24 protein-coding genes are annotated in these 23,902 nt (G+C 61.4%); 11 read left to right on the top strand and 13 right to left on the bottom strand.

Annotation, left to right across the window (positions count from 1 at the left end; translation table 11 throughout):
• Both ACTV8E_RS12670 and lnt read left to right on the top strand, forming a co-directional pair.
• Positions 1–840 carry an HlyC/CorC family transporter gene (locus tag ACTV8E_RS12670; RefSeq protein ID WP_251834797.1) on the top strand — a complete coding sequence of 280 codons (840 nt, stop codon included), beginning with the start codon at positions 1–3 and terminating at the stop codon, positions 838–840.
• A gap of 110 nt (positions 841–950) precedes the next feature.
• Positions 951–2,468 carry an apolipoprotein N-acyltransferase gene (lnt, locus tag ACTV8E_RS12665; RefSeq protein WP_443199718.1) on the top strand — a complete coding sequence of 506 codons (1,518 nt, stop codon included), beginning with the start codon at positions 951–953 and terminating at the stop codon, positions 2,466–2,468.
• Here the strand turns inward: lnt and ACTV8E_RS12660 are convergent.
• Positions 2,465–2,896: a hypothetical protein gene (locus ACTV8E_RS12660; protein WP_443199717.1), complete on the bottom strand. Its 432-nt coding sequence runs from the start codon at positions 2,894–2,896 to the stop codon at positions 2,465–2,467. The two genes, lnt and ACTV8E_RS12660, sit on opposite strands and share 4 nt — an antisense overlap.
• 290 nt (positions 2,897–3,186) lie before the next feature.
• On the opposite strand from ACTV8E_RS12660, the gene leuS reads away from it, so the two are divergent.
• The 6 genes from leuS to ACTV8E_RS12630 all read left to right on the top strand — a co-directional run bounded on the left by leuS (position 3,187) and on the right by ACTV8E_RS12630 (position 9,494).
• The gene (gene leuS, locus ACTV8E_RS12655) at positions 3,187–5,793 is read left to right on the top strand and encodes a leucine--tRNA ligase (RefSeq protein ID WP_443199716.1); all 2,607 of its coding nucleotides are present in this window, start codon (positions 3,187–3,189) and stop codon (positions 5,791–5,793) included.
• A gap of 51 nt (positions 5,794–5,844) precedes the next feature.
• On the top strand, positions 5,845–6,417 hold the full coding sequence (locus ACTV8E_RS12650; RefSeq protein WP_443199715.1) for an LPS-assembly lipoprotein LptE: 573 nt from the start codon (positions 5,845–5,847) through the stop codon (positions 6,415–6,417).
• A 27-nt stretch (positions 6,418–6,444) separates the two neighbouring features.
• Entirely contained in the window at positions 6,445–7,485 is a 1,041-nt protein-coding gene (holA, locus tag ACTV8E_RS12645) for a DNA polymerase III subunit delta (protein ID WP_443199714.1), read from the top strand.
• 135 nt (positions 7,486–7,620) lie between these two features.
• Positions 7,621–7,779, top strand: coding sequence for an alternative ribosome rescue factor ArfA (arfA, locus tag ACTV8E_RS12640; protein ID WP_251834791.1), 159 nt, complete (start codon positions 7,621–7,623; stop codon positions 7,777–7,779).
• A 58-nt stretch (positions 7,780–7,837) separates the two neighbouring features.
• Positions 7,838–9,118, top strand: coding sequence for a lytic murein transglycosylase (locus tag ACTV8E_RS12635; RefSeq protein WP_443199713.1), 1,281 nt, complete (start codon positions 7,838–7,840; stop codon positions 9,116–9,118).
• A gap of 58 nt (positions 9,119–9,176) precedes the next feature.
• On the top strand, positions 9,177–9,494 hold the full coding sequence (locus tag ACTV8E_RS12630) for a hypothetical protein (RefSeq protein ID WP_251834789.1): 318 nt from the start codon (positions 9,177–9,179) through the stop codon (positions 9,492–9,494).
• 165 nt (positions 9,495–9,659) lie between these two features.
• On the opposite strand, the gene lipA is transcribed toward ACTV8E_RS12630, so the two are convergent.
• From lipA to ACTV8E_RS12570, 12 genes are all read right to left on the bottom strand, one after another.
• Positions 9,660–10,634, bottom strand: a complete 975-nt coding sequence (lipA, locus tag ACTV8E_RS12625) for a lipoyl synthase (protein ID WP_251834788.1) — start codon at positions 10,632–10,634, stop codon at positions 9,660–9,662.
• Positions 10,631–11,287, bottom strand: a complete 657-nt coding sequence (gene lipB, locus ACTV8E_RS12620) for a lipoyl(octanoyl) transferase LipB (protein ID WP_251834787.1) — start codon at positions 11,285–11,287, stop codon at positions 10,631–10,633. The genes lipA and lipB overlap by 4 nt, the downstream gene beginning before the upstream one ends.
• Complete coding sequence (locus tag ACTV8E_RS12615) at positions 11,287–11,565, bottom strand: DUF493 domain-containing protein (RefSeq protein ID WP_251834786.1); 279 nt, start codon at positions 11,563–11,565, stop codon at positions 11,287–11,289. Before ACTV8E_RS12615 ends, lipB begins: the two co-directional genes overlap by 1 nt.
• A 78-nt stretch (positions 11,566–11,643) precedes the next feature.
• Positions 11,644–12,804, bottom strand: coding sequence for a D-alanyl-D-alanine carboxypeptidase family protein (locus ACTV8E_RS12610; RefSeq protein ID WP_443199712.1), 1,161 nt, complete (start codon positions 12,802–12,804; stop codon positions 11,644–11,646).
• Positions 12,805–12,999: 195 nt separating this feature from the next.
• The gene (locus tag ACTV8E_RS12605; protein ID WP_443199795.1) at positions 13,000–13,980 is read right to left on the bottom strand and encodes a septal ring lytic transglycosylase RlpA family protein; all 981 of its coding nucleotides are present in this window, start codon (positions 13,978–13,980) and stop codon (positions 13,000–13,002) included.
• On the bottom strand, positions 13,980–14,978 hold the full coding sequence (gene mltB, locus ACTV8E_RS12600) for a lytic murein transglycosylase B (RefSeq protein WP_443199794.1): 999 nt from the start codon (positions 14,976–14,978) through the stop codon (positions 13,980–13,982). The genes ACTV8E_RS12605 and mltB overlap by 1 nt, the downstream gene beginning before the upstream one ends.
• Before the next feature lie 8 nt (positions 14,979–14,986).
• Positions 14,987–16,090 (bottom strand): rod shape-determining protein RodA, encoded by a 1,104-nt coding sequence (gene rodA / locus ACTV8E_RS12595; RefSeq protein WP_251835342.1) that lies wholly within the window; start codon positions 16,088–16,090, stop codon positions 14,987–14,989.
• 31 nt (positions 16,091–16,121) lie between these two features.
• Positions 16,122–18,017: a penicillin-binding protein 2 gene (gene mrdA / locus ACTV8E_RS12590; RefSeq protein ID WP_443199711.1), complete on the bottom strand. Its 1,896-nt coding sequence runs from the start codon at positions 18,015–18,017 to the stop codon at positions 16,122–16,124.
• Positions 18,018–18,029: 12 nt separating this feature from the next.
• Positions 18,030–18,497 (bottom strand): 23S rRNA (pseudouridine(1915)-N(3))-methyltransferase RlmH, encoded by a 468-nt coding sequence (gene rlmH, locus ACTV8E_RS12585; RefSeq protein WP_443199710.1) that lies wholly within the window; start codon positions 18,495–18,497, stop codon positions 18,030–18,032.
• 9 nt (positions 18,498–18,506) lie between these two features.
• Positions 18,507–18,866 carry a ribosome silencing factor gene (gene rsfS, locus ACTV8E_RS12580; protein ID WP_251834782.1) on the bottom strand — a complete coding sequence of 120 codons (360 nt, stop codon included), beginning with the start codon at positions 18,864–18,866 and terminating at the stop codon, positions 18,507–18,509.
• A 22-nt stretch (positions 18,867–18,888) separates the two neighbouring features.
• Complete coding sequence (gene nadD, locus ACTV8E_RS12575; protein ID WP_251834781.1) at positions 18,889–19,533, bottom strand: nicotinate-nucleotide adenylyltransferase; 645 nt, start codon at positions 19,531–19,533, stop codon at positions 18,889–18,891.
• On the bottom strand, positions 19,533–20,798 hold the full coding sequence (locus ACTV8E_RS12570) for a glutamate-5-semialdehyde dehydrogenase (protein ID WP_443199709.1): 1,266 nt from the start codon (positions 20,796–20,798) through the stop codon (positions 19,533–19,535). Before ACTV8E_RS12570 ends, nadD begins: the two co-directional genes overlap by 1 nt.
• Positions 20,799–21,022: 224 nt before the next feature.
• Here ACTV8E_RS12570 and dsbD point away from each other — a divergent pair, with 224 nt between their 5' ends.
• The 3 genes from dsbD (at position 21,023) to accB (ending at position 23,893) form a co-directional block, all read left to right on the top strand.
• The gene (gene dsbD, locus ACTV8E_RS12565) at positions 21,023–22,783 is read left to right on the top strand and encodes a protein-disulfide reductase DsbD (RefSeq protein WP_443199708.1); all 1,761 of its coding nucleotides are present in this window, start codon (positions 21,023–21,025) and stop codon (positions 22,781–22,783) included.
• A 187-nt stretch (positions 22,784–22,970) separates the two neighbouring features.
• Positions 22,971–23,414 (top strand): type II 3-dehydroquinate dehydratase, encoded by a 444-nt coding sequence (aroQ, locus tag ACTV8E_RS12560; RefSeq protein WP_251834778.1) that lies wholly within the window; start codon positions 22,971–22,973, stop codon positions 23,412–23,414.
• 23 nt (positions 23,415–23,437) lie between these two features.
• A complete protein-coding gene (accB, locus tag ACTV8E_RS12555) occupies positions 23,438–23,893 on the top strand; it encodes an acetyl-CoA carboxylase biotin carboxyl carrier protein (protein WP_251834777.1) in 456 nt (151 codons plus the stop codon).
• Positions 23,894–23,902 lie beyond the last annotated feature (9 nt).

Raw genomic sequence — 23,902 nt, 5'->3', positions numbered from 1 at the left:
ATGAGCGAAGATCGAGAGAGCAACGGGCACAAGTCCTGGCTGGAAAAAATCACCCAGGCTTTTGCCCATGAGCCAAGAAACCGTGCAGAACTACTGGAAGTCCTGCACGATGCCCACGACAACAAGCTTCTGGACAGCGAGGCGCTATCCATCGTCGAGGGCGCTATCCAGGTCGCCGACCTGCAAGTGCGCGACATCATGGTGCCGCGCTCCCAAGTGATCAGCATCCGCGCCGATCACACGCCTCGGGACTATCTGCCGACCATCATCGAGGCGGCACATTCTCGCTACCCGGTGGTCGGTGAGACCCTCGATGACGTAAAGGGCATCCTGCTTGCCAAGGACCTGCTGCCGATGGTGCTGCACGATGAGGCGCAACCCATCCAACTCAAGGACTTGCTGCGCCCGGCCACCTTCGTGCCCGAGTCCAAGCGCCTCAACGTGCTGCTGCGCGAGTTCCGCAGCACCCATAATCATATGGCCGTGGTCATTGATGAATACGGCGGCATGGCCGGCATCGTCACCATTGAGGATGTGCTCGAGCAGATCGTCGGGGATATCGAAGATGAGCACGATATCGAGGAAGACAGCTACATCAAGCCGCTGCCCAGCGGTGATTTCATCGTCAAGGCACTCACCCCGATCGACAGCTTCAACGAGTTCTTCGACAGTGAATTCTCCGATGAGGAGTTCGATACCGTGGGCGGTCTGGTGATGCACGCCTTCGGCCATCTGCCCAAGCGCAACGAAGTCGCCACTATCGGCGGTTACCGCTTCCGCGTGCTTAATGCCAACAGCCGGCGCATCCACCTGTTGCGCCTGACCGCGATGGACGCCTGACGCCCGGCGGGTGCGGCACAAGCCGCACCCGCATAACATGGCTCGCCGACTTGCCGTCGATGGCTCCTGCCGTTAGCCTGCGGCGATTGCACTTCCATAAGGACTCACGCTTGCGCTGGATTACCCAACCCGGCTGGCCGGGCCATTTGCTGGCCTTGGGCGCTGGCGCACTGACGCCCCTGGCCTTTTCGCCCTTCGATATCTGGCCGCTGTTACTGCTGTCCATTGCCCTGTTCTACCTGGGCTTGCGCCAGCTGAATGGTCGGGCGGCTTTTGCGCGCGGCTGGTTCTACGGTTTCGGCCTGTTCGCCAGCGGCACCAGCTGGGTGTATGTCAGCATCCACGATTACGGCGCCGCGCCGGTGCCCTTGGCAATCTTCCTGACCCTGGCCTTCGTTGCCGGATTGGGCCTGCTGTTTGCCCTCAGTGCCTGGATCTGGGCACGCTGGCTGCGCCGTGAGCAAGCGCCATTGAGCGACGCCCTGGCCTTCGCCGCCCTGTGGCTGGCCCAGGAAGCTTTTCGTGGTTGGTTTCTTACCGGTTTCCCCTGGCTGTATGCCGGTTACAGTCAGCTGTACGGCCCGCTGGCGGGGCTGGCTCCGCTGGGAGGCGTCTGGCTGCCCTCGTTTATCCTGGCGCTTACCGCCGCGCTGCTGATCAATCTGCCGCGCCTACGTGTTCGCACACCGCTGCTTATCAGCGGCCTGGTCCTGATGATCGCCCCCTGGCTGCTTGGCCTGGCCTTGCAGCAGCACGCCTGGACGACGTCGTCGGGTGCGCCGCTGCGGGTCGCCGCGCTACAGGGCAACGTGCCGCAACAACTCAAGTGGGAGCGCGAACAGCTCAGGGCGCAACTGGACCTGTATCGCGGCATGACCCAGGCGACGGCCGATGTCGACCTGATCGTCTGGCCGGAAACCGCCGTGCCGGTATTGCGCAAATACGCCCTGGCCTACCTGCAAGGAATGAGTGCCCATGCTGCCCAGCGCGGTGCAGCACTGATTACCGGCCTGCCGATCCGCCAGCTCAACCAGCATGGCGAGCCGCGCTACTACAACGGCCTGACGGTACTGGGCGACGGGGCCGGCACCTACCTCAAGCAGAAGCTGGTGCCGTTTGGCGAATACGTGCCGCTGCAGGACCTGTTGCGCGGGCTGATCGCCTTCTTCGACCTGCCGATGTCCGACTTCGCCCGCGGCCCGTCCGGCCAACCGCTGCTGCAGGCCAAGGGCTACACACTGGCACCGTATATCTGCTACGAAGTGGTCTACCCGGAATTCGCCGCCAGTCTGGCGGCACAGAGCGACATTCTGCTCACGGTCAGCAACGACACCTGGTTCGGCAGTTCGATCGGCCCGCTGCAGCACCTGCAAATGGCGCAGATGCGCGCCCTGGAAGCCGGACGCTGGATGATTCGCGCCACCAATAACGGGGTTACCGCCTTGATCGACCCGTTCGGGCGAATCAGCGTGCAGATTCCGCAGTTCGAACAGGCCACGCTGTACGGCGAAGTAGAACCCATGCAGGGGCTGACGCCTTACCTGCGCTGGCGCGGCTGGCCGATGGCGCTGCTGTCGATTGCGCTGTTGGGCTGGGCGCTGTATCGGCGGTCACACGCCCGCACCTAATGCTGCGCGCCCGCTGCGCGAAACAACTGCGAGCCGCAGCATGAACACCGGATCAAGCTGCGATTCGCCGCCCAAGTGGATAGCACGCCGCACAACGCGCAGCGTAGCTGGGGATGACGCACAAACCGACGTTTGAGACTGCGCCGCGGCAGCCAGCGTGAACTTCCCGCCCCTGCCGACGAGCGACGGATCAGCTCCATTTCCTCGGCAGCGGCATGCCAACCCCGCAGCCATTGCAGGTCCTGCGCCAGATAGGCGCGAATCAATTCCAGTTCGGCGTCGCTCAGTCCCTGCAACTCCAGCAGCTCGGCCTCTGCGGGGCCCATCTCCCCAGGCGGCTCATCTGCCTGCTCCAAAACCCGCCCCAGACGTTGCAGCAAACGCCCATAAAGCCCGTTTTCATCCTCGACCTGCCGCTCCTCGATCATTCGATTTACCTCATGTCCTGCACTGTCTGCCCTACTACCCGAAGCTTAGCGTTGCCATTTGCCGGGGTTTTTCGCCGCGACCAATGGCGCCGATATTAGTTCGCCCAAGGTTCTTAACGGACGGGCAACCGAGCGCCATCCCACGGCCAGGCAAAGGGCTTTAGCGCATCGAATAGCCTCGCCTGGTCAACCAAACGAATGCTGCGCGGCCAACAGAGTTTCCCTATGCCGAGGGGGGTCATGTATGCTAGCGGGCTTCCGTAAGTCCCCCTTTCCTAGCGCCAGAAGCCATGCACGAACAGTATCAGCCCCGCGAAATCGAAGCCGCCGCGCAGTCCCACTGGGACGCGCAGAAATCCTTTGAAGTGAGTGAACAGCCTGGCAAGGACACGTTCTATTGCCTGTCGATGTTCCCCTACCCCAGCGGCAAGCTGCACATGGGGCACGTGCGCAACTACACCATCGGCGACGTGATCGCACGCTACCAGCGTATGCAGGGCAAGAACGTACTGCAGCCCATGGGCTGGGACGCGTTCGGCATGCCGGCGGAAAACGCTGCCATCCAGAACCAGGTCGCGCCCGCCAAGTGGACCTATGCCAACATGGCCTACATGAAGGCGCAGTTCCAGCGCCTGGGTCTTGCCATCGACTGGTCCCGCGAGATCACCACCTGCAAGCCGGACTACTACCGTTGGGAGCAGTGGCTGTTTACCCGCCTGTACAAAAAGGGTGTGATCTACCGCAAGAACGGCACCGTGAATTGGGACCCGGTGGACCAGACCGTACTGGCCAACGAGCAGGTCATCGACGGTCGCGGCTGGCGCTCCGACGCGCTGGTGGAAAAGCGCGAAATTCCCATGTACTACTTCAAGATCACGGCTTACGCCGACGAGCTGCTGGAGAGTCTCGACGAACTGCCGGGCTGGCCCGAGCAGGTCAAGACCATGCAGCGCAACTGGATCGGCAAGTCGCGTGGCATGGAGATCAGCTTCCCCTACGATCCGGCCTCCATTGGCAGCGAAGGCGCACTCAAGGTTTACACCACCCGTCCCGACACGCTGATGGGTGCCACATACGTGGCCGTAGCCGCCGAGCATCCGCTGGCCACCCTGGCTGCCCAGACCAGCCCTGAGCTGCAGGCGTTCATCGATGAATGCAAGCGCGGTGGTGTGGCTGAAGCCGACATCGCCACCCAGGAAAAGAAAGGCATTGCCACTGCCCTGCGTGTGCAGCACCCGCTGACCGGCGAACTGCTGCCGGTGTGGGTCGCCAACTACGTGCTGATGACTTACGGCGAAGGCGCGGTGATGGCCGTTCCGGCCCACGACGAGCGCGATTTCGAATTTGCCAACAAGTACCAGTTGCCGATCAAGGCAGTAGTCCGCACCAGTGCGGGCGACGAAACGCCTGCGCCCTGGCAGGACGCCTACGGCGAGCACGGCACCCTGATCAATTCCGGCGACTTCGACGGCCTGGACTTTGTCGGCGCCTTTGACGCCATCGAAGCCGTGTTGCAGACGAAAGGTCTCGGCCAGGCCCGCACCCAGTTCCGCCTGCGCGACTGGGGCATCAGCCGTCAGCGTTACTGGGGCTGCCCGATCCCGATTATCCATTGCCCGAGCTGTGGCGATGTGCCGGTGCCCGAAGACCAACTGCCGGTGGTGCTGCCCGAAGACGTAGTCCCGGACGGCGCCGGCAGCCCGCTGGCCAAGATGCCGGAATTCTATGAGTGCAGCTGCCCACAATGCGGCGGCGCGGCCAAGCGTGAAACCGACACCATGGACACCTTCGTCGAATCGTCCTGGTATTACGCCCGCTACGCCTCGCCACAGTACGACCAGGGCCTGGTCGACCCGGTCGCAGCCAATCACTGGCTGCCGGTAGATCAGTACATCGGCGGCATCGAGCATGCCATCCTGCACCTGCTGTATGCGCGGTTCTTCCACAAACTGATGCGTGACGAAGGCTTGGTGACGTCCAACGAGCCGTTCAAGAACCTGCTGACCCAGGGCATGGTGGTGGCCGACACCTACTACCGCCTGCAGCCCAATGGCAGCCGCCAGTGGTTCAACCCGGCCGAAGTGGACATTGAGCGTGACGCGAAGGCCAAGATCATTGGCGCCACCCTCAAGTCCGACGGCTTGCCGGTGATCATCGGCGGCACCGAGAAGATGTCCAAGTCGAAGAACAACGGTGTCGACCCGCAAGCGATGATCGACCAGTACGGCGCCGATACGTGCCGACTGTTCATGATGTTCGCCTCGCCGCCGGACCTCAGCCTGGAATGGTCGGACGCCGGCGTCGAAGGTGCAAACCGTTTCCTGCGCCGCGTCTGGCGCCTGGCCCACAGCCATGTCAGCGCCGGCCTGCCTGGCACTGTGCAGATGGCCAGCCTGAATGACGCGCAGAAAGCCGTGCGTCGCGCCATTCATCTGGCGATCAAGCAGGCCAGCATCGATGTCGGCCAGCACCACAAATTCAACACCGCCATCGCCCAGGTGATGACGCTGATGAACGTGCTGGAAAAAGCCGCCACTGCCAGCGAGCAGGACCGCGCCCTGCTACAAGAGGGCCTGGAAACCGTGGCTCTGCTGCTTGCGCCGATCACCCCGCACATCTGCCACGAACTCTGGCGGCAGCTTGGCAAGCAGGGGGCGATCATCGATGCCCAGTGGCCGCGCGTCGACGAAAGTGCCCTGGTCCAAGACAACCTGACCCTGGTGGTGCAGGTCAACGGCAAGCTGCGTGGCCAAATCGACGTGCCGGCCAGCGCCAGCCGTGAAGAGGTCGAAGCCACTGCACGTGCCAACGAGAACGTTGTGCGCTTCACTGAAGGCCTGACGATTCGCAAAGTGATCGTGGTGCCGGGCAAACTGGTCAATATCGTCGCCAACTAAACGACTCGAGCCCGGCGCGTGCGCCGGGCCGATAGACAGGAGATCGCCGAGATGCTGCACCGCAACCTGATGGTCATTGCCCTGGCACTGCTGCTCGGTGCCTGCGGCTTCCAGCTGCGCGGTAGTGGCACGCAAACCTTTGCACTCACGGAAATCGATCTGCAGGCTCGCGATGCCTTTGGCGAAACCGCCCGGCAACTGGAAGACCTGCTGACCAGCAGCGGCGTGCGTGTGCATGCCGGAGCGCCTTATCAACTGGTGCTGCTCGACGAACAGCAATCACAGCGCACTGCCAGCTTCACCAGCGCAGCGCGCAGCGCCGAATACGAACTCAGCACCTCACTGGCCTATCAAATTCGCACCCAGCAACTCCCTCTCCTGGAGAACCGCCTGGAAGCGCAGAAGATCTACGCCGTCGACCTGAACAACTTGGTGGGTTCGGAACAGGAGCGCGTGCAACTGACTCAGGAAATGCGCCGCGATCTGGTCCAGCAACTGGCCCGCCGCCTACAAGCGCTGACGCCCGATCAGTTGGATCGTCTGCGCCGCGATGCCGAAGCGAAAGCCGAAGCCCAAGCTCCAGCAGCAGATAATGACTCTCCGCTCTCACCTCCCACGCCCTGAGGGGCAGGTGCGCGACAGCGCCAGATCATGAAGCTCAACCCCTCCCAACTCGCCAAACACCTGCAAGGTAACCTCGCCCCGGTTTATGCCATCAGCGGCGATGAGCCGTTGCTGTGCCAGGAGGCCAGCGATGCGATCCGCGCCGCCGCCCGCCAGCAGGGGTTCGATGAGCGTCAGGTGTTCAGCGTTGACGCCAGTTTCGACTGGGGCCAGCTCTACGAAGCCGGCGCCAGCCTGTCGCTGTTTGCCCAGAAGCGCCTGATCGAGTTGCGCATTCCTAACGGTAAGCCGGGCGACAAAGGCTCCGCTGCGCTGCTCGACTACCTGGCGCGCCCCGCCGAAGACACTGTGCTGCTGATCGATTTGCCCAAGCTGGACGCCAGCACCCAACGCACCAAATGGGCCAAGGCGCTGATCGAAGGGGGCGCCGTGCAGTTCATCCAGATTTGGCCTGTGGATATACATCAGTTGCCCAACTGGGTACGTCAGCGTCTGGCCCAGGCCGGTCTGTCGGCGAGTCCCGAGGCGCTGGAAATGATCTGCTCGCGCGTAGAAGGCAACTTGCTGGCCGCCGCCCAGGAAATCGAGAAACTCAAGCTGCTCGCCGAAGATAACCAGATCAGCGCCGAGACGGTGCAGGCCGCGGTGGCCGACAGCGCGCGCTTCGATGTGTTCGGCCTGATCGATGCCGCCCTCAACGGCGACGCCGCCCACGCCCTGCGCATGCTTGAAGGTCTGCGCGGCGAAGGCGTGGAAACCCCGGTGATTCTTTGGGCGCTGGCCCGCGAGCTGCGCCAACTGGCCAACCTCGCCCAGCAGTACGAGCAGGGAATTCCCTTGGATCGTGCCTTCAGCCAATGCCGCCCCCCGGTTTGGGACAAACGCCGACCGTTGCTCAGCAAGGCCCTGCAACGTCACTCCGCCGAGCGCTGGGGTCTGCTGTTGCTCGATGCCCAGCGCATCGACGCGCAGATCAAAGGCCAGGCTGCTGGCAGCCCTTGGAGCGGCCTGGCGGGTCTGACATTGGCCATTGCCGGCAAACACCTGTCGTTGCCCCGCGAGACCTGACGTCGACTGCAGCACAACGGGCACTGAATATCCCCTGCTGCCTCTCACGGGGGACGCTTCAGAGGCTGGACATTTTTTGAACAAGCACCGATGATGGGCGCGCCTGGCGACTCCAGGCCAACAGAGGAATTTTTTATGGCAAAAACCGGCAAGACTCGCCCCAACAAGGCCAAAAGCCTGATCGCCCAACCCCTGTTCCGCTGCCGTCAGGAACGCCCCAAGAAGGGTAAAGGCAGCTACCGCCGCGAAGCCTCCCAGCAAAACTGGGGGGCTTCCGTCGTTCTGGCCGCCTAAAACTGCGAGCCCGTGATAATGTCAGGTACTGTTTAGCCACAGACCGAGATCGCTTCGCATGCCGTTCATCCCGGCCTCACGCCGCCTCAAGCAATTCCTGTTCGCCTTCACGGCCATTTTCGTGCTCACCGCCTGTATCGAGAACTCTCCCCAGGCTGAATCCATGGCGAGCGAGCCGCACATCTATCCGGCTGACGCACAAGACCCATCCTTTGCCGCCTGGCTGGCCTCTTTTCGCCAGGAAGCCCTTCAGGCAGGGATCAGCGAGACCACCTTCGACCAGGCTTTTGCCGGCGTCACACTGGACCCCAGCATCATTCAAGCGGATCAAGGACAGCCCGAGTTCACACGCCCCGTCTGGGAATACCTTGATAATGCCCTGGCGTCCCAGCGCGTCATTCGTGGGCGTATCCTGCTGCGCCGGCACCTCAGCACGCTGGGCCGCATTGAGCACCGCTACGGCGTGCCCCCTGAAATCCTGGTCGCGATCTGGGGACTGGAAAGCAACTTTGGTCAGACCCAAGGCAATAAATCCGTCATCCGCTCCCTGGCGACATTGGCGCACCAGGGGCGGCGCCCCGGCTTTGCCCATGACCAGTTGCTGGCTGCGCTTAAAATTCTTCAGAACGGCGATGTGCGCCCTGAGCGCATGATTGGCTCCTGGGCCGGCGCTATGGGGCAGACCCAATTCATTCCCACCACCTATCAAGTTCACGCGGTGGATTTCGACGGCGATGGGCGTCGCGATATTTGGGATTCTTCAGCTGATGCCCTGGCATCAAGCGCTCATTATCTGGGCAGATCTGGCTGGCGTGCTGGAGTGCCGTGGGGCTTCGAGGTGGAACTGCCAGAGCAGTTCGATTACGCCCAGGCCGACCTCCAGATCCAGAAGCCCCTCAGCGAGTGGCGCCATCTGGGCGTACGGATCAGGACGACGTCGGCACCCAGCGAGGAACCGGCTTCTCTGCTGTTGCCCGCCGGCCACCGTGGCCCGGCGTTTCTGGTATTCACCAATTTTCGCGCCGTCCTCAAATACAACAATTCGACGTCCTACGCTCTGGCCATCGGCCTGCTCTCCGAGCGCCTGCAAGGCCGTGGGTTGATTGCCGCCGATTGGCCACGCAATGATCCACCACTCAGTCGCAGCGAACGTATCGCGCTGCAGGAGCGCTTGGCAGCCCAGGGGTTTGACCCAGGCAGTGCCGACGGCATCATCGGCGCCAATACTCGCCAAGCGGTGCGAGCGTTCCAGCAAAGCCGTGGCCTGCCCGCCGATGGTTATGCCAGCCAAAAGCTTCTGGAGCACCTGTTCAAGCCTAACGCGCCGAGGACCCGTTAACGCCCTGGTTGACGATACCCACCACAGCGCGCGGCTAGCTTGCATGCGGAGGTTTCCCATGAAACTCAGCCGTCTTGCCATGTTGTCGCTTAACCGCCCGCTCCGTGAGGTGTTCTGGCTCTATGGGGCTGTGCCCAGCAACCTGTTCTGGGCCAGCATCCTGTTTCTCTTCCAGCGCGGCGCCTCGCTCGGCACCTTGGTTCTGCTGTTCGCCGCGCTGATGATCTACACCACCTGGATCCTTATCCAGATCTGGCTGTGCGCCGACAATGTGAAGAATCCCCTATTCGGCGTCATGGCCCGCTTCCTGACCACCGCCTGGGCGATCAACACCCTGCTGCTCAGTACGTCACTGTTGCTGCAGCGGCTGACATAACCGGCGGCGTCGCCCTGCTGTAACCACAGAGCCACCGGCAGACCGTCGTTTGGATATACGTGTTGCTCGTCTACTCAGCACGCCACTTTCCTACGGCGATTGCCGTTAACCGAAACCATAAAAAAACCCGGCCGTTGGGCCGGTTTTTTTGCTTAGCGCTCAGGCTCAGCCGATCTTATTACCATGAGCCTGCTGATCGGCATGATAAGAGGAACGCACCAACGGACCGGAGGCGACGTTCTTGAAGCCCATCTTCATGCCCTCTTCAGCGAACCACGCGAACATATCCGGGTGCACGAAGCGACTGACTGGCAAGTGGTTGCGCGATGGCTGCAGGTACTGGCCGAGGGTGAGCATGTCGATATCGTGCTCGCGCATGCGGTGCATGACTTCGATGACTTCCTCATCGGTCTCGCCCAGACCCAGCATCAGGCCGGACTTGGTCGGCACGCCGGGTACGCGCTGCTTGAACTTTTCCAGCAGGTCCAGCGACCACTCGAAGTCCGAGCCCGGCCGCGAGGATTTGTACAGGCGCGGTACCGTTTCCAGGTTGTGGTTGAACACATCCGGCGGCTGGGTCGCGGTGATGTCCAGAGCGATGTCCATACGGCCACGGTAATCCGGCACCAGGGTTTCCAATTGAATGCCGGGGCTGAGCTGGCGAATCTCGCGCAGGCAGTCGGCAAAATGCTGGGCACCACCGTCGCGCAGGTCGTCGCGGTCCACCGAGGTAATCACCACATACTTCAGGCGCATGTCGGCAATGGCCAGGGCCAGGTTCTTCGGCTCGTCGACATCGAGCGGCTTGGGCCGGCCATGGCCGACGTCGCAGAACGGGCAACGACGGGTACAGATGTCACCCATGATCATGAAAGTGGCGGTGCCGCTGGAAAAGCATTCGCCCAGGTTCGGGCAGGAAGCCTCTTCGCACACGCTGTGCAGCTTGTGCTTGCGCAGGGTTTGCTTGATCTGATCGACCTCAGGAGAGACCGGGATGCGTACGCGGATCCAGTCCGGCTTCTTCGGCAGTTCTTCGGTGGGAATGACTTTCACCGGGATCCGCGCGACCTTCTCGGCTCCGCGCAGCTTGACGCCAGCTTCCAATTTGGCCGGCTTACCGGTGTTTTCAACGGTGCTCATAATGATTCGATCCCGCCCGTCAGGGTCTTGTAATCCACATAGTCGAGGTGTGAGACGAGCTGAGTGCGCAGTCGGCCACTCACCTCAGCAAAATCGATGGGCCCAACCAGGTCGCGCAACTGAGTCATGGCCAGCCCAGCATAGCCGCACGGGTTGATCCGCTGGAACGGCGCCAGGTCCATATCCAGGTTCAAGGCCAGGCCATGGAAAGAACAGCCGCGACGGATGCGCAGGCCGAGGGAAGCGATCTTGGCGCCATTGACGTAAACACCGGGTGCGTCAGGCTTGGCCGTCGCGCCAACGCCATAGCTGGCGAGCAAATCGACCAGACTTTGCTCGATGCGACTGACCAATTCACGAACACCCAACTTGTGGCGCTTGACGTCGATCAGCAGGTAGACCACCAGTTGGCCTGGGCCGTGATAGGTCACCTGGCCGCCGCGATCTGCCTGCACCACCGGAATGTCACCAGGAAACAGCACATGCTCGGCCTTGCCTGCCTGGCCCTGGGTGAACACCGGCGGGTGTTGCAGCATCCAGATTTCATCGCCGTGCGTGGCATCCCGCTCGTTGGTAAAGCGCTGCATGGCCTGCCAGGTCGGCAAGTAGTCGACCAGGCCGAGTTCGCGTACGCCGAGAAGGTCTTGGGCCATTACAGCACCATGTGTACGCGGCCGGTCGCTCGCAAGTCGATGTGGATCGCTTGCAATTGCTCTTCACCGGTCGCGGTAATTAGCACCTGCACGGTCATGAATCGGCCCTTACTGCTGTCGCGCAGCACCAGGGTGGTTTCGTCGAAATCCGGGCAGTGGCGCTGCATCACCTCAATGACCTGAGCAGCGAAGCCTTCGCCAGCGTCACCGATCACCTTGATGGGATAGCGCTCGCAGGGAAATTCAATTTTCGGAGCTTTGATATCGGAATCAGTCATGGACAGCTTCTATGGCGGACTTGTGATCCGCAAGGACAAAAGCCCGCGGATAGGCGGGCGTTTATCACGGTGGAAAAATCAGTTGAACAAACCGTAGAAAAACAGTCGGATACTATCCCAGAGCTGGCGGAAAATGCCACCCTCGGCAACGCTTTGCATGGCAATCAAATCGGCGCTGTGCACCAGCTCTTCGCCATTGCGCACCTCAACCACGCCAATCACCTGGCCCTGTTCAATGGGCGCAACCAGCGTAGGATCCAGACTCATGCTCGCCTTCAGATTCTTGCCCTGGCCACGCGGCACGGTCAGGGTCAGATCCTCGGCCAGACCTGCCTTCACCTCACCCTGCTCGCCCTTCCAGACCTTCGCCTTCGCCAGTTCGTCGCCACGCTTGTAGAAGGTCTCCGTTTCAAAGAAGCGGAAACCATAGGTGAGCAGCTTTTGGGTCTCCGCCGAACGGGCCTCTTCGCTGCTCGTGCCAAACACCACCGAAATCAGTCGCTGGCCATCACGCACCGCTGAGGCCACCAGGCAATAACCTGCTTCATCGGTATGTCCGGTTTTCAGGCCATCCACGGATTTGTCGCGCCACAGCAGAAGGTTGCGGTTGGGCTGTTTGATGTTGTTCCAGAGGAATTCCTTCTGCGCGTAGACAGCGTAATGCTCCGGGTCCTGATAGATGATCGCCCGCGCCAGCTTGGCCATGTCATGGGCCGAAGAGTAATGCTCCGGGTCCGGCAGGCCGGTTGCATTGCGAAAATGAGTATTCTGCAGGCCCAAACGCGTAGCGCTTTGGTTCATCATCTCGGCAAAGGATTCTTCACTGCCGGCGATGTGCTCGGCCAGCGCTACACTGGCATCGTTGCCGGACTGGATGATCACGCCATGCAACAGGTCATCCACCGTTACCTGGCTACCGACCTGAATGAACATGCGCGAGCCGCCGGTGCGCCAGGCCTTTTCGCTGACAGTCACCAGGTCTTGCTCGCTAATCTGCCCGCGGTTGATTTCCAGCGTGGCAATGTAGGCCGTCATCAGTTTGGTCAGACTGGCCGGCGGCAAACGTTCGTTGCCATTATTGTCCACCAGCACTTTGCCGCTGGCCGCATCCATCAATACATACGACTTGGCTGCCAGCTGAGGTGGAGCTGGGATAGCCTGCTCGACGGCCATTGCCGCCGGGGTCACAAAACTCAAGACGGAAACGAGCAAGCAAGGCGCAAAACTGAAGATTTTCATTCTTCTCCCTGACATTTTTTAATAGGAACGCAGCCCAATGCTGGATTGCCGCCCGTAGGGCGTGCTTCAGACCCTGAGCGAGTGACTAAGTTCACCGAGGGGGATGCATGATTGCCCGATAATAGCAGCACGAGCCAATATTCTGCAGGTGGGCCAGCGATACAAACCGAATCAGTCGTGATTCAGGTGCGCAGCCTAATCGGGACGCACTAGACGGGGCTGACCAAGATTGGCCAGACGCACACTGTCCTGCACTTGCTGGGCCTCGCTCTGGCTGCCAATCGGCCCCAGGCGAACACGGTGCAGAATCTGGTTATTGTGCAACACGGAGCTTAGGAAAACGGGCACTGAAACAGTTTCAGACAACTTGGCCTTGAGCAGCTCTGCCGCATCCGGATTGGCAAAAGCCCCTACCTGTAAGTACAGCGCACCGTTTTGAACCGCCTGAGGATACGCCGAGGCGACCTGCACGGGCAGCACGGCCGCGGCATGCTGCTGTGGCGGCGGTGTGTACTGCTCCATGGGCTGGGTGCTCAGCCTGGAAGCTGGTGCAGCCACAGCGGGCTGTGCCAGCACGCCAGGCACTGGCTGGCCGCGCGCGGCCCACCATTCATGGGGATCGATTCCCTCAACCCGCACGCGCGCCGTACCGCTCTCGGCGAAGCCGAGCTTCTTGGCCGCAGCGAAGGACAAATCGATGATGCGGTCGGAATAAAACGGCCCGCGATCGTTGACCCGCAGCGTCACCTGGCGACCGTTGTCCAGGTTGGTGACTTTCACGTAACTAGGCAGCGGCAGGGTTTTGTGTGCGGCGGTCATCCCGTAAAGATCATAGGACTCGCCGTTGGCGGTGGCCTGGCCATGGAACTTGGTGCCGTACCAGGAGGCTGTACCCGTCTCGCGGTAATTACGCCCGTCGGGCATGGGGTAGTAGCTCTTGCCCAGCACCGTATAGGGATTGGCCTTGAAGCGGCCGTAATGCGGCATCGGCGTGGCGTCGGGAATCTGCGAGACATCCACATCCCACCAGGGCGCGCCATCCTGGTGCGGACGGGAGTAGCTCGTCGGCCCGCTCAGCCCTGGCGTACTTGCAGTGGGCTTGGACACGGGCGGGCTGGAGCACCCGGCCACGATCAGCAGGCTAGACAAAGCCAGCGGCAACCCCATCCTGACCATCACTTCATGCCCCGCACGCGGCTTAGTTCGCCGGCCAGTTGATGCACGGCCATGGCGTACATGGTGCTGCGGTTATAGCGGGTGATCACTGAAAAATTATGCAGTCCGAACCAGTATTCATCACCCGCCTCGCCCTCGAAACGAAAGGCGAGGACCGGCAAATCGTCCGCCAAGGCGGTAGTCGGCTGCCAACCCAGCACACGCAGTTGAGCCACCGTGTGCTGTGGGTCAAGGGTCGTGTTGAGACCCTCCTCGATGCGCTCGCCTTGGACCTCAGCCCGACTGACCACCGCTTCGCCGCTGGCCCAGCCATGACGCTTGAAGTAACTGGCCACGCTGCCGATGGCGTCTACGGGATTATTCCAGATATCGATACGGCCATCGCCGTCGAAGTCCACCGCATAGGCGCGGAAGCTGCCCGGCATGAATTGCGGCAGACCCATGGCGCCCGCATAGGAGCCCTTGAGCTGCAGCGGATCGACCTGCTCTTCACGCGTCAGTTGCAGGAATTCGCGCAGTTGCTGACAGAAAAATGGTGCACGCGGCGGGTAATCGAAGCACAGGGTGGACAAGGCATCGAGCACCCGGTAGTTGCCGGTGTTGCGGCCATAGAAAGTTTCCACGCCGATGATCGACACGATCACCGAGGCCGGCACGCCGTATTCGCGCTCGGCGCGGCTCAGTGCCTCCTGGTGTTCGCGCCAGAAATCCACACCACGGGCGATACGCGCCTCGGTGATGAAGATCGGCCGGTATTCTTTCCAGGGCTTTACCCGCTCGGCTGGCTTGGAGATGGCATCCAGAATGGCCTGCTTGCGCTCGGCTTCGGCGAACAGGGCCTGGAGCTGTTCTTCGGCGAAACCATAGCTGCGGGTCAGTTCGTCAATCATCGCCTGTGCATGAGGCGAACCTTGGTAAGTCGTAGCGCTGGCAACACCCGAGGCGGCCAGCATCGCCGCGGCAAAGGTTGCGGTCAGCCAGCCCTGTACAGTCTGCAACGTGTTCTTCATTGGGGTGCGATCCATTTGCGATGGGTGTGAATGGCCATCAAAACTCCAAACCCTGACAGCAGGGTCACCAACGAGGTACCACCGTAACTGATAAACGGCAGGGGTACTCCCACCACCGGCAGGAGACCGCTGACCATGCCGATATTGACGAATACATACACAAAGAACGTTAACGTCATGCTTCCGGCGAGGAGTTTGCCAAATAGCGTCTGCGCCTGCAGCGTAATTACCGTACCACGGGCAATCAGCAACAGATAAAGAAGAAGAAGCAGGCAAACACCCACCAGACCAAACTCTTCGCTGAGCACGGCAATGATAAAGTCGGTATGGCTTTCCGGCAAAAAGTCCAGGTGTGATTGGGTACCGAGCAGCCAGCCCTTGCCATACACACCGCCCGAACCAATGGCCGCCTTGGACTGGATGATGTTCCAGCCCGAGCCCAGCGGATCGCTCTCCGGATCAAGGAAGGTCAGCACCCGCTGCTTCTGGTACTGGTGCATCACGAAGTACCACATGAACACGGCAATCGGCACCACGGCTGCCACCGCACCGATAATCCAGCGCCAGCGCAATCCGGCAATGAACAATACAAAGGCACCTGAGGCGAGAATCAGCAAGGACGTACCCAGATCAGGCTGACGCAGGATCAATACGAAGGGGATAACGATCAGCAGCAGACTGATGCTGGTGTGCTTGAGGCCCGGCGGCAAACTGCGGCTGGCCAGATACCAGGCAATGGTGGCCGGCATGATGATTTTCATGAATTCCGCCGGCTGGAAGCGAATCACTCCGGGGATATAGATCCAGCGAGTCGCGCCCATGGCGTTGTGGCCCATTACGTCCACCACCACGAGCAGCCCCACTCCGACAACATATGCAAACGGCACCCAACGGGCCATGAAGCGCGGTTCCAACTGGGCGATAACCAACATGGCCGCTAGGCCCAAGCCGAAGGAGCTGGCCTGCTTGGCGAGCAACTCGAGGTTCTTGCCGCTGGCCGAATACAGCACGAACAGGCTGACGGCCGCCAGAACCAGCAACAGCAACAGCAGGATGCCGTCGATATGCAGACGCTGCAGCGGACTGGCCCGGCGACGCAGCGCATCCTGATTGGACAGGGTACGGTCAAACTCATTGAACACGGCGAACCACCTCGGCGGGTTGCGGCGGGGCAAACTGAGGCTTGAGGCGACCGTCTTCACCCAGCAGCCAGGCATCCATCACCTGGCGCGCCACCGGACCGGCCACCCCAGAGCCCGACTCGCCGTTCTCGACCATTACCGCCACGGCGATCTGTGGGTCGTCAGCCGGTGCGTAGGCGACAAACAGTGCGTGGTCACGATGCCGTTCATCAAGCTTTTCTCGGTCATATTTTTCGCCTTGTGCAATGGCCACCACCTGAACCGTACCGCTTTTGCCGGCGATCCGGTAAGGCGCATCCAGGCCCACTCTGCGGGCAGTGCCACGGGCCCCGTGGACCACCGCCTCCATGGCGCGACGCCCCTCTTCCCAGAAGCGGGGATTTTTCAATTCGATGTCCGGAAATGGATTGGGATCCACCGTTGGCACACCACCGACACTTTTTGCCAGATGCGGTCGAATCCACTTGCCTCGCGTGGCCATCAGCGCAGTCGCCTGAGCCAGCTGCAGGGGTGTGGACTGCATGTAGCCCTGACCGATGCCGAGAATGACGGTTTCACCCGGGAACCAGACCTGGCGATAGCGCGCCTGTTTCCATTCGCGCGACGGCATCAAGCCTGCGGTTTCTTCGAACATGTCCAGGGACACGCGCTTGCCGAAGCCGAAAGCCGACATGTAACGATGTAACTCGTCGATGCCCATCTTGTGGGCCAACTCATAAAAATAGGTGTCATTGGAGCGGGCAACCGCCAGCTCCAGACTGACCCAACCATCCCCATAACGGTTCCAGTTACGGTAACGGTGACTGTGATTGGGCAACTGGAAATAACCGGGGTCGAATATCTTGGTGTCCGACGTAACTGTGCCGCTGTCCAGCCCGGCGACTGCCACCATCGGCTTGATGGTCGAGCCTGGCGGATACAGACCACGCAACACGCGGTTGTACAGCGGACGATCAATGGACTCGCTGAGCTCCGCGTATTTCTTGAAACTGATGCCGGTGACGAACAGGTTGGGGTCAAAGCTGGGCTGACTGACGATGGCCAACACTTCACCGGTAGCCGGCTCCAGAGCCACCACTGCGCCTCGGCGCCCGGCCAGCGCCCCTTCGGCTGCGGCCTGCAGGTGCACATCCAGACTGAGCACCAGATCCTTGCCGGGCTGCGGCGGGGTGCGCTTGAGCACGCGCAACACACGCCCACGGGCATTGGTTTCGACTTCTTCGTAGCCGACCTGACCGTGCAACTGATCCTCGTAAAAACGCTCGATGCCGGTTTTGCCGATATGGTGCGTGCCGCTGTAATTAACCGTGTCGAGACGCTTGAGTTCCTGCTCGTTGATGCGCCCGACATAGCCGACCGAATGAGCGAAGTGTTCTTGCTGGGGGTAATAACGAACCAATTGCGCGGCGACTTCGACTCCAGGCAAACGGAACTGATCGACCGCGATGCGGGCAATCTGCTCTTCGGACAGCTCGAACATGATCGGCACCGGCTCGAAGGGCCGGCGCCCCTGGCGCACGCGCTTCTCGAACAGCTGACGTTCTTCATCGCCCAGCTGCAGCACCGCGACGATGCGGTCCAACACATCTTCCCAGTCACCGGCCCGCTCACGAGTGACCGTCAGGCTGAAACTCGGTCGGTTATCAGCCAGCAAAATCCCGTTACGGTCATAAATCAGCCCGCGCGTTGGCGGCACGGGCTGCACGTGAACACGGTTGTTCTCCGACAGGGTAGTGTGATGCTCAAACTGGATCACCTGCAGATAAAACATTCGTGCAATTAGCAGCAGGGTCAGCACCACGACACAGGCGGCGCCCACGAGCATGCGCCGCCGCACCAGGCGGGTGTTGCGTTCGTGGTCATGCAGGGGGATCGAGTGCGGCATCGTTACGGCTGACTACTTGTGATAAGGATGCCCGTTGAGGACGGTCCAGGCGCGATAGATCTGCTCGCCGAGCAGAATGCGCACCAGCGGATGCGGCAAGGTCAAGGGCGACAACGACCAACGCTGCTCACTGCGCGCGCGCACTTCTGGCGCCAGGCCTTCGGGCCCACCAACCATCAGATTGACATTGCGCGCTTCGAGACGCCAGCGTTCCAGCTCAGCCGCCAATTGCTCGGTACTCCAGGGCTTGCCATGTACCTCAAGGGTGACGATGCGTTCGCCCGGTTGTACCTTGGCCAACATGGCCTCGCCTTCCTGACGGATCAGCCGCGCCACGTCGGCATTCTTGCCGCGGGTGTGCAACGGAATCTCCACCAGTTCCAGCGGCAGTTCGGGCGGCAGGCGCTTGGCATATTCATGCCAGCCATCTTCCACCCAGCGCGGCATGCGCGAGCCGACCGCAATCAGTTTGATTCGCACGGCTGCGACTTATTCCGCGTCGGTGCCGTGCTGTGCGCGGCTTTGCTCCGCACCGCGCCACAGGCGCTCCAGGTCGTAGAACTCGCGCGTGGCCGTTTGCATGGTATGCACTACCACATCGCCCAGATCGAGCAGCACCCACTCGCCGCCTTCCATGCCTTCACAGCCGATCGGGCGCACACCTTGCTCCTTGACCTTCTCAAGGACATTGTCGGCCAGCGACTTGACGTGACGGCTGGAAGAACCACTGGCAATCACCATGAAGTCGGTGACGCTGGTCTTGCCGCGCACATCGATAACGGTGACGTCCTGGGCCTTCATATCTTCCAGGGCGGCGACCGCCAGCTGGACCAGTTGTTCGTTTTGCATTCGGAAACTCTTCACTTAAGGTTCAGTTCGACGCAGGGTACAGCCCATGCGCGTGTATGTATGCCAGTACCGCATCGGGCACCAGAAAACGGATCGATCTGCCGCTGGCCAGCCGCTCACGCAATTGCGTGGCGGAGACTTCCAGCGGCGTTTGCCAGATAAACGAGATTTGCCCGCCCGGACCATTCAGCGTCAGCGGGTCACTGACACTGCGCCCAGCCAGCAAGTTGCGCAGTTCATCGGGCGCCTCGCTGTCGGCGTCCGGCCGTTGCAACACGAGGATATGGCAATGGTCGAGCAGTTCTTCCCAGCGATGCCAGCTGGGCAGCCCGCAAAAGGCATCCCAGCCCAGCAGGAGAAACAGTTGATCGTGGACCGCCAACTCCTGGCGCAGTGAAAGCAGCGTATCAACGGTATAGGACGGCTTGTCCCTGCGCAGTTCACGGTCATCCACCGTCAGTGGCGTGACGCCCTGGACGGCACATTGCACCATGGCCAGCCGGTCTTCGGCAGACACCTGCGGCGTACCCCGATGGGGCGGGCGGGCGCTGGGAGTCAACCGCACCTCATCGAGGTCGAGCAGCTCCGCGACCTCTAGCGCTCCGCGCAGGTGTCCTATGTGCACCGGATCAAAGGTGCCGCCCAGAATACCGATGCGCCGTGTCATCAGCTGCGGGTATGCCCGTCGCCAAAGACCACGTATTTTTCACTGGTCAGGCCGTCCAGGCCGACCGGACCACGCGCATGCAGCTTATCGGTGGAAATGCCGATCTCCGCCCCCAGGCCATATTCGAAGCCGTCGGCAAAACGGGTCGAAGCATTGATCATCACCGAACTGGAATCCACCTCAGTGAGAAAACGCCGCGCATCGCTGAAATTTTCGGTGATGATCGAATCGGTATGGTGCGAGCCGTAATGGTTGATGTGCTCGACGGCCTGCTCAAGCGAATCGACCACGCGAATCGCCAGAATCGGTGCGTTGTATTCGGCGAACCAGTCGTCCTCAACGGCTTCCCGCACATCGCTGCCCAGCAATTCGCGGGTACGTTCGCACCCGCGCAACTCAACCTGCTTATCGCGATAGACCGAAGCCAGCGGCGGCAATACCCGGTCCGCTACATCGGCATGCACCAACAGGGTTTCCATGGCATTGCACGGCGCATAGCGCTGAGTCTTGGCGTTGTCAGCGACGCGAATGGCCTTGTCCAGGTCGGCAGCGACGTCGATGTACACGTGGCAGACACCGTCCAGATGTTTGATCACCGGCACCTTGGCATCGCGACTGATGCGCTCGATCAGCCCCTTGCCGCCGCGCGGCACGATGACGTCGACGAACTCCGGCATGGTGATCAGCGCGCCCACGGCGGCACGGTCCGTGGTTTCCACTACCTGCACGCACGCCGCCGGTAGGCCAACCTCGGCCAAGCCCAGCTGAATGCAGCGGGCAATCGCCTGATTGGAATGAATCGCCTCGGAGCCGCCCCGCAGAATGGTGGCATTGCCTGACTTCAGACACAGGCTGGCAGCGTCAATGGTCACGTTGGGCCGCGACTCGTAGACGATGCCGATCACTCCCAATGGGACACGCATCTTGCCGACCTGAATGCCGGACGGCATATAGCGCATGTCACGGATCGCACCGATCGGATCAGGCAGCGCAGCAACTTGGCGCAGGCCTTCGATCATCTCGTCGATACGTGCCGGCGTCAGCGCCAGGCGGTCGAGCATGGCGTCGTCCAGGCCGGAAGCACGACCGGCAGCCAAATCCTTCTCATTGGCAGCCAGCAACTCGACACGGGCGTCATCAAGGGCGCGCGCGACGGCCAACAGGGCATTATTCTTCTGCGCCGTAGTAGCACGCGCAGTCACTCGCGAGGCCTCGCGCGCGGCGCGGCCCAGGCGGGTCATATAGTCGAGCACGGAGTCGGTCATGGCTTCGGATCTGGAAAGAGTCGGAGAAAGCGGCAGATTATAGCCGTGCCGGCTTGTCAAGCACAGCGCGCCGTGCACACGCCCATCATCTTAGCGCCAGACGCTGATTGCGACCCACTGTAAGCAGCATTTCGCAATAGTTGTCACGCCCTGCGGCCAGCAGTCATCTGACGCTGACGAACAAGTTGGTTATCATGCCGGCAGTTTCCGCCTGCGAGATCCCCATGCCCCGCCTGCTGTTATGCCTGCTACTGCTGTTCACCCTGCCCGCCAGTGCCGGCCTGTTCGACGCCCCTCGCCCACCCTCCGCTTTGTCCGGTGGCGCACTGAACAATAGCCAGGATTTTCTGCCGGTGGACAAAGCCTTTCGACTTGAGCTTAGCGAGGCCGATGACGGCAGCGCTCACCTGCGCTTTATCAATGCCGATGGCTATTACCTGTACCAGCATCGCTTCACGTTCAACAGTGACCAGCCAGGCGTGACGATTGGCAACCCGCAATTGCCTGCCGGAACTGCCAAGACAGATGAATTTTTTGGCGATGTCGAGGTGTATTACGGCGTGACGGACATTGTCGTGCCTGTGGACAACCCGCAAAGCCTGCCGTTTACCCTCAGCGTGGGCTATCAGGGCTGCGCCGATTTGGGCCTGTGTTATCCCCCGGAAATCCGTGCGTTCAGCATCGGCGATGCCCCAGCCGACGCAGCGGGTGAGGCACAGGCCTGGAGCTGGGGCGATTTGGCGTTGTTCTTTCTGGCCGGCTTGGGCCTGACCTTCACCCCGTGCGTACTGCCGATGCTGCCCATTCTCTCCGGTGTCGTTTTGCGCGGGCAGATCGGCGGGATGCGCGGCCTCAGCCTGTCGGTAGCTTATGTGTTGCCGATGGCGGCCTGTTTCGCCTTGCTTGGCGCGTTGATGGGTGTGTTTGGTGCCGGCCTGAATTTGCAGGCGCGCCTGCAATCTCCCTGGATTCTCGTGCCCTTTGCTGCTTTTTTCGCAGCCTTCGCCCTGGCCATGTTCGGCACGTTCGAGCTGCGCCTGCCCCGCGTCATCAGCGAACCGCTGGATAAACTGGCCAGCAATACCCGCGGCGGCTCGTTGTGGGGCGCTGCGCTGCTGGGCGTGTTGTCCAGTCTGCTGGTGTCGCCTTGTGTATCCGCTCCACTGGTCGCCGCCCTGCTCTACATCAGCGCCAGTGGCGATGCCCTTGGTGGCGGGCTCAAGCTGTTCGCCCTGGGCTTGGGAATGGGCACACCGCTGGTGCTGTTCGCCGTGGGCGGCGGTGCCCTTCTGCCCAAGTCCGGCACCTGGATGGTGACCGTGCGCAATGCCTTTGGCGTGCTACTGCTAACGGTTTCGGTATGGCTGCTGGAGCGCGTGCTACCCGGCCCAGCGGCCTTGGCACTGTGGGGTTTGCTGGCGGCCGGCACGGCGCTGTGGCTGGGCGCGCTGGAGTTCATCCCCAAGCCGGGCAAGCAGAAAATCGCCCAACTGGCCGGCCTGGCACTGCTGGTGTACGGCCTGAGTGCCTGGATCGGCGCCCTGCAGGGCGAGTCTGATCCCCTGCGTCCGCTTGGTCGCATGGAGATACAGACCGCCACGCTTTCGTCCCCGGGCAATGGCTGGCAAATGCTGGACACGCCGGCTGCGCTCGACGCTGCCCTGCTCGCGGCGAAGAATGCCGATCAGCCACTGCTGCTCGACTGGTATGCCGACTGGTGCATCAGTTGCAAGGTTATAGAGCGGGAAGTGCTGGAAGCGCCAAAGGTCCGCGAGCACCTCACCGGCTATCAACTGGTGCGCTTCGACATTACCCGCAGCGATGCGTCACAACGTGCACTACTCGATCGCTACCAGCTGTTTGGCCCACCGGCGCTGCAATTGTTCGCGCCTACCGGAGAGGAATGGCAGGATTTGCGCACCGTCGGCGAAACCGACGCGGCCAGCTTTGCCGCACGTCTGCGCCAGGCGAATAGCCGCTTCTGAGTGAGGCGGTCATTGACACATCGTCACCGGCGCATCGCTGACCAGGCGGTCGCGCCCTTCGACAAAAGATCCATTTTCCTGACAATTTCGGCAAAACCCCACCAATCGGCGGCTTACTGTTCTTATCTAGACAGCCACCCACCTTTGCCGGCATATTTCACCGCTTTCCACCGTGACAAGGATTCCCATGGCCAGCTTACTGGTGCTGCACGGCCCCAATCTCAACCTGCTCGGCACGCGTGAGCCCGGGCTTTATGGGGCTGTCACCCTCGAGCAGATCAATCAGGACCTCGAGCAACGCGCTCACAGCGCCGGCCATACCCTCAGCCATCTGCAGAGCAATGCCGAGTATCAGTTGATCGACCGCATCCACGCCGCCCAAGGCGAAGGCGTGCAGTTCATCATCATCAACCCGGCCGCTTTTACGCACACAAGCGTCGCATTACGTGACGCGCTGCTGGCGGTGAGCATCCCATTCATCGAAGTTCACCTGTCCAACGTACATAAACGTGAACCTTTCCGGCATCACTCCTACTTCTCCGACATTGCGGTGGGAGTGATTTGCGGTCTCGGCGCCAGCGGTTATCGCTTGGCCCTGGAGGCGGCACTAGAACACCTTGAACGCCCCTGACCCCACTTGGGAGTGATTGCTTAATGGATATCCGTAAAGTCAAGAAACTGATCGAGCTGCTGGAAGAGTCCGGTATCGACGAACTGGAAATTCGCGAAGGCGAAGAGTCCGTCCGCATCAGTCGCCACAACAACAAGGTCGCTCAGACCGTCTACGCTCAAGCGCCTGCTCAAGTAGCCGCTCCGGCCGCTGCGCCGGCCGCCGCTCCGGTTGCCGACGCTGCGCCGGCCGCACCCAAGCTGAACGGCCACGTGGTCCGCTCGCCCATGGTCGGCACCTTCTATCGCGCCTCTTCGCCGACCTCGGCCAACTTCGTTGAAGTCGGCCAGACCGTGAAGAAGGGCGACATCCTGTGCATCGTCGAAGCGATGAAAATGATGAACCACATCGAAGCTGAAGCCAGTGGCGTCATTGAATCCATCCTGATGGAGAACGGTCAGCCGGTAGAATTCGACCAGCCGCTGTTCACCATCGTTTGATGCGCGGGG

This window comes from Pseudomonas sp. B392_1p (assembly GCF_052245235.1).
Classification (GTDB): domain Bacteria; phylum Pseudomonadota; class Gammaproteobacteria; order Pseudomonadales; family Pseudomonadaceae; genus Serpens; species Serpens gallinarum.
Note: the sequence above shows the minus strand (reverse complement) of the source record. Positions and strands in the feature narration are given on the sequence as shown.

Bases quoted from the DNA above. Each gene is read 5' to 3' on its own strand.
- arfA (WP_251834791.1), top strand. From the start codon at position 7,621: ATGGCAAAAACCGGCAAGACTCGCCCCAACAAGGCCAAAAGCCTGATC.
- leuS (WP_443199716.1), top strand. From the start codon at position 3,187: ATGCACGAACAGTATCAGCCCCGCGAAATCGAAGCCGCCGCGCAGTCC.
- ACTV8E_RS12570 (WP_443199709.1), bottom strand. From the start codon at position 20,798: ATGACCGACTCCGTGCTCGACTATATGACCCGCCTGGGCCGCGCCGCG.
- ACTV8E_RS12615 (WP_251834786.1), bottom strand. From the start codon at position 11,565: ATGACTGATTCCGATATCAAAGCTCCGAAAATTGAATTTCCCTGCGAG.
- ACTV8E_RS12650 (WP_443199715.1), top strand. From the start codon at position 5,845: ATGCTGCACCGCAACCTGATGGTCATTGCCCTGGCACTGCTGCTCGGT.
- ACTV8E_RS12670 (WP_251834797.1), top strand. From the start codon at position 1: ATGAGCGAAGATCGAGAGAGCAACGGGCACAAGTCCTGGCTGGAAAAA.
- holA (WP_443199714.1), top strand. From the start codon at position 6,445: ATGAAGCTCAACCCCTCCCAACTCGCCAAACACCTGCAAGGTAACCTC.
- dsbD (WP_443199708.1), top strand. From the start codon at position 21,023: ATGCCCCGCCTGCTGTTATGCCTGCTACTGCTGTTCACCCTGCCCGCC.
- ACTV8E_RS12605 (WP_443199795.1), bottom strand. From the start codon at position 13,980: ATGGTCAGGATGGGGTTGCCGCTGGCTTTGTCTAGCCTGCTGATCGTG.
- nadD (WP_251834781.1), bottom strand. From the start codon at position 19,533: ATGACACGGCGCATCGGTATTCTGGGCGGCACCTTTGATCCGGTGCAC.
- ACTV8E_RS12635 (WP_443199713.1), top strand. From the start codon at position 7,838: ATGCCGTTCATCCCGGCCTCACGCCGCCTCAAGCAATTCCTGTTCGCC.
- lipB (WP_251834787.1), bottom strand. From the start codon at position 11,287: ATGGCCCAAGACCTTCTCGGCGTACGCGAACTCGGCCTGGTCGACTAC.
- ACTV8E_RS12660 (WP_443199717.1), bottom strand. From the start codon at position 2,896: ATGATCGAGGAGCGGCAGGTCGAGGATGAAAACGGGCTTTATGGGCGT.
- mrdA (WP_443199711.1), bottom strand. From the start codon at position 18,017: ATGCCGCACTCGATCCCCCTGCATGACCACGAACGCAACACCCGCCTG.
- ACTV8E_RS12630 (WP_251834789.1), top strand. From the start codon at position 9,177: ATGAAACTCAGCCGTCTTGCCATGTTGTCGCTTAACCGCCCGCTCCGT.
- ACTV8E_RS12610 (WP_443199712.1), bottom strand. From the start codon at position 12,804: ATGAAAATCTTCAGTTTTGCGCCTTGCTTGCTCGTTTCCGTCTTGAGT.
- aroQ (WP_251834778.1), top strand. From the start codon at position 22,971: ATGGCCAGCTTACTGGTGCTGCACGGCCCCAATCTCAACCTGCTCGGC.
- accB (WP_251834777.1), top strand. From the start codon at position 23,438: ATGGATATCCGTAAAGTCAAGAAACTGATCGAGCTGCTGGAAGAGTCC.
- lipA (WP_251834788.1), bottom strand. From the start codon at position 10,634: ATGAGCACCGTTGAAAACACCGGTAAGCCGGCCAAATTGGAAGCTGGC.
- rsfS (WP_251834782.1), bottom strand. From the start codon at position 18,866: ATGCAAAACGAACAACTGGTCCAGCTGGCGGTCGCCGCCCTGGAAGAT.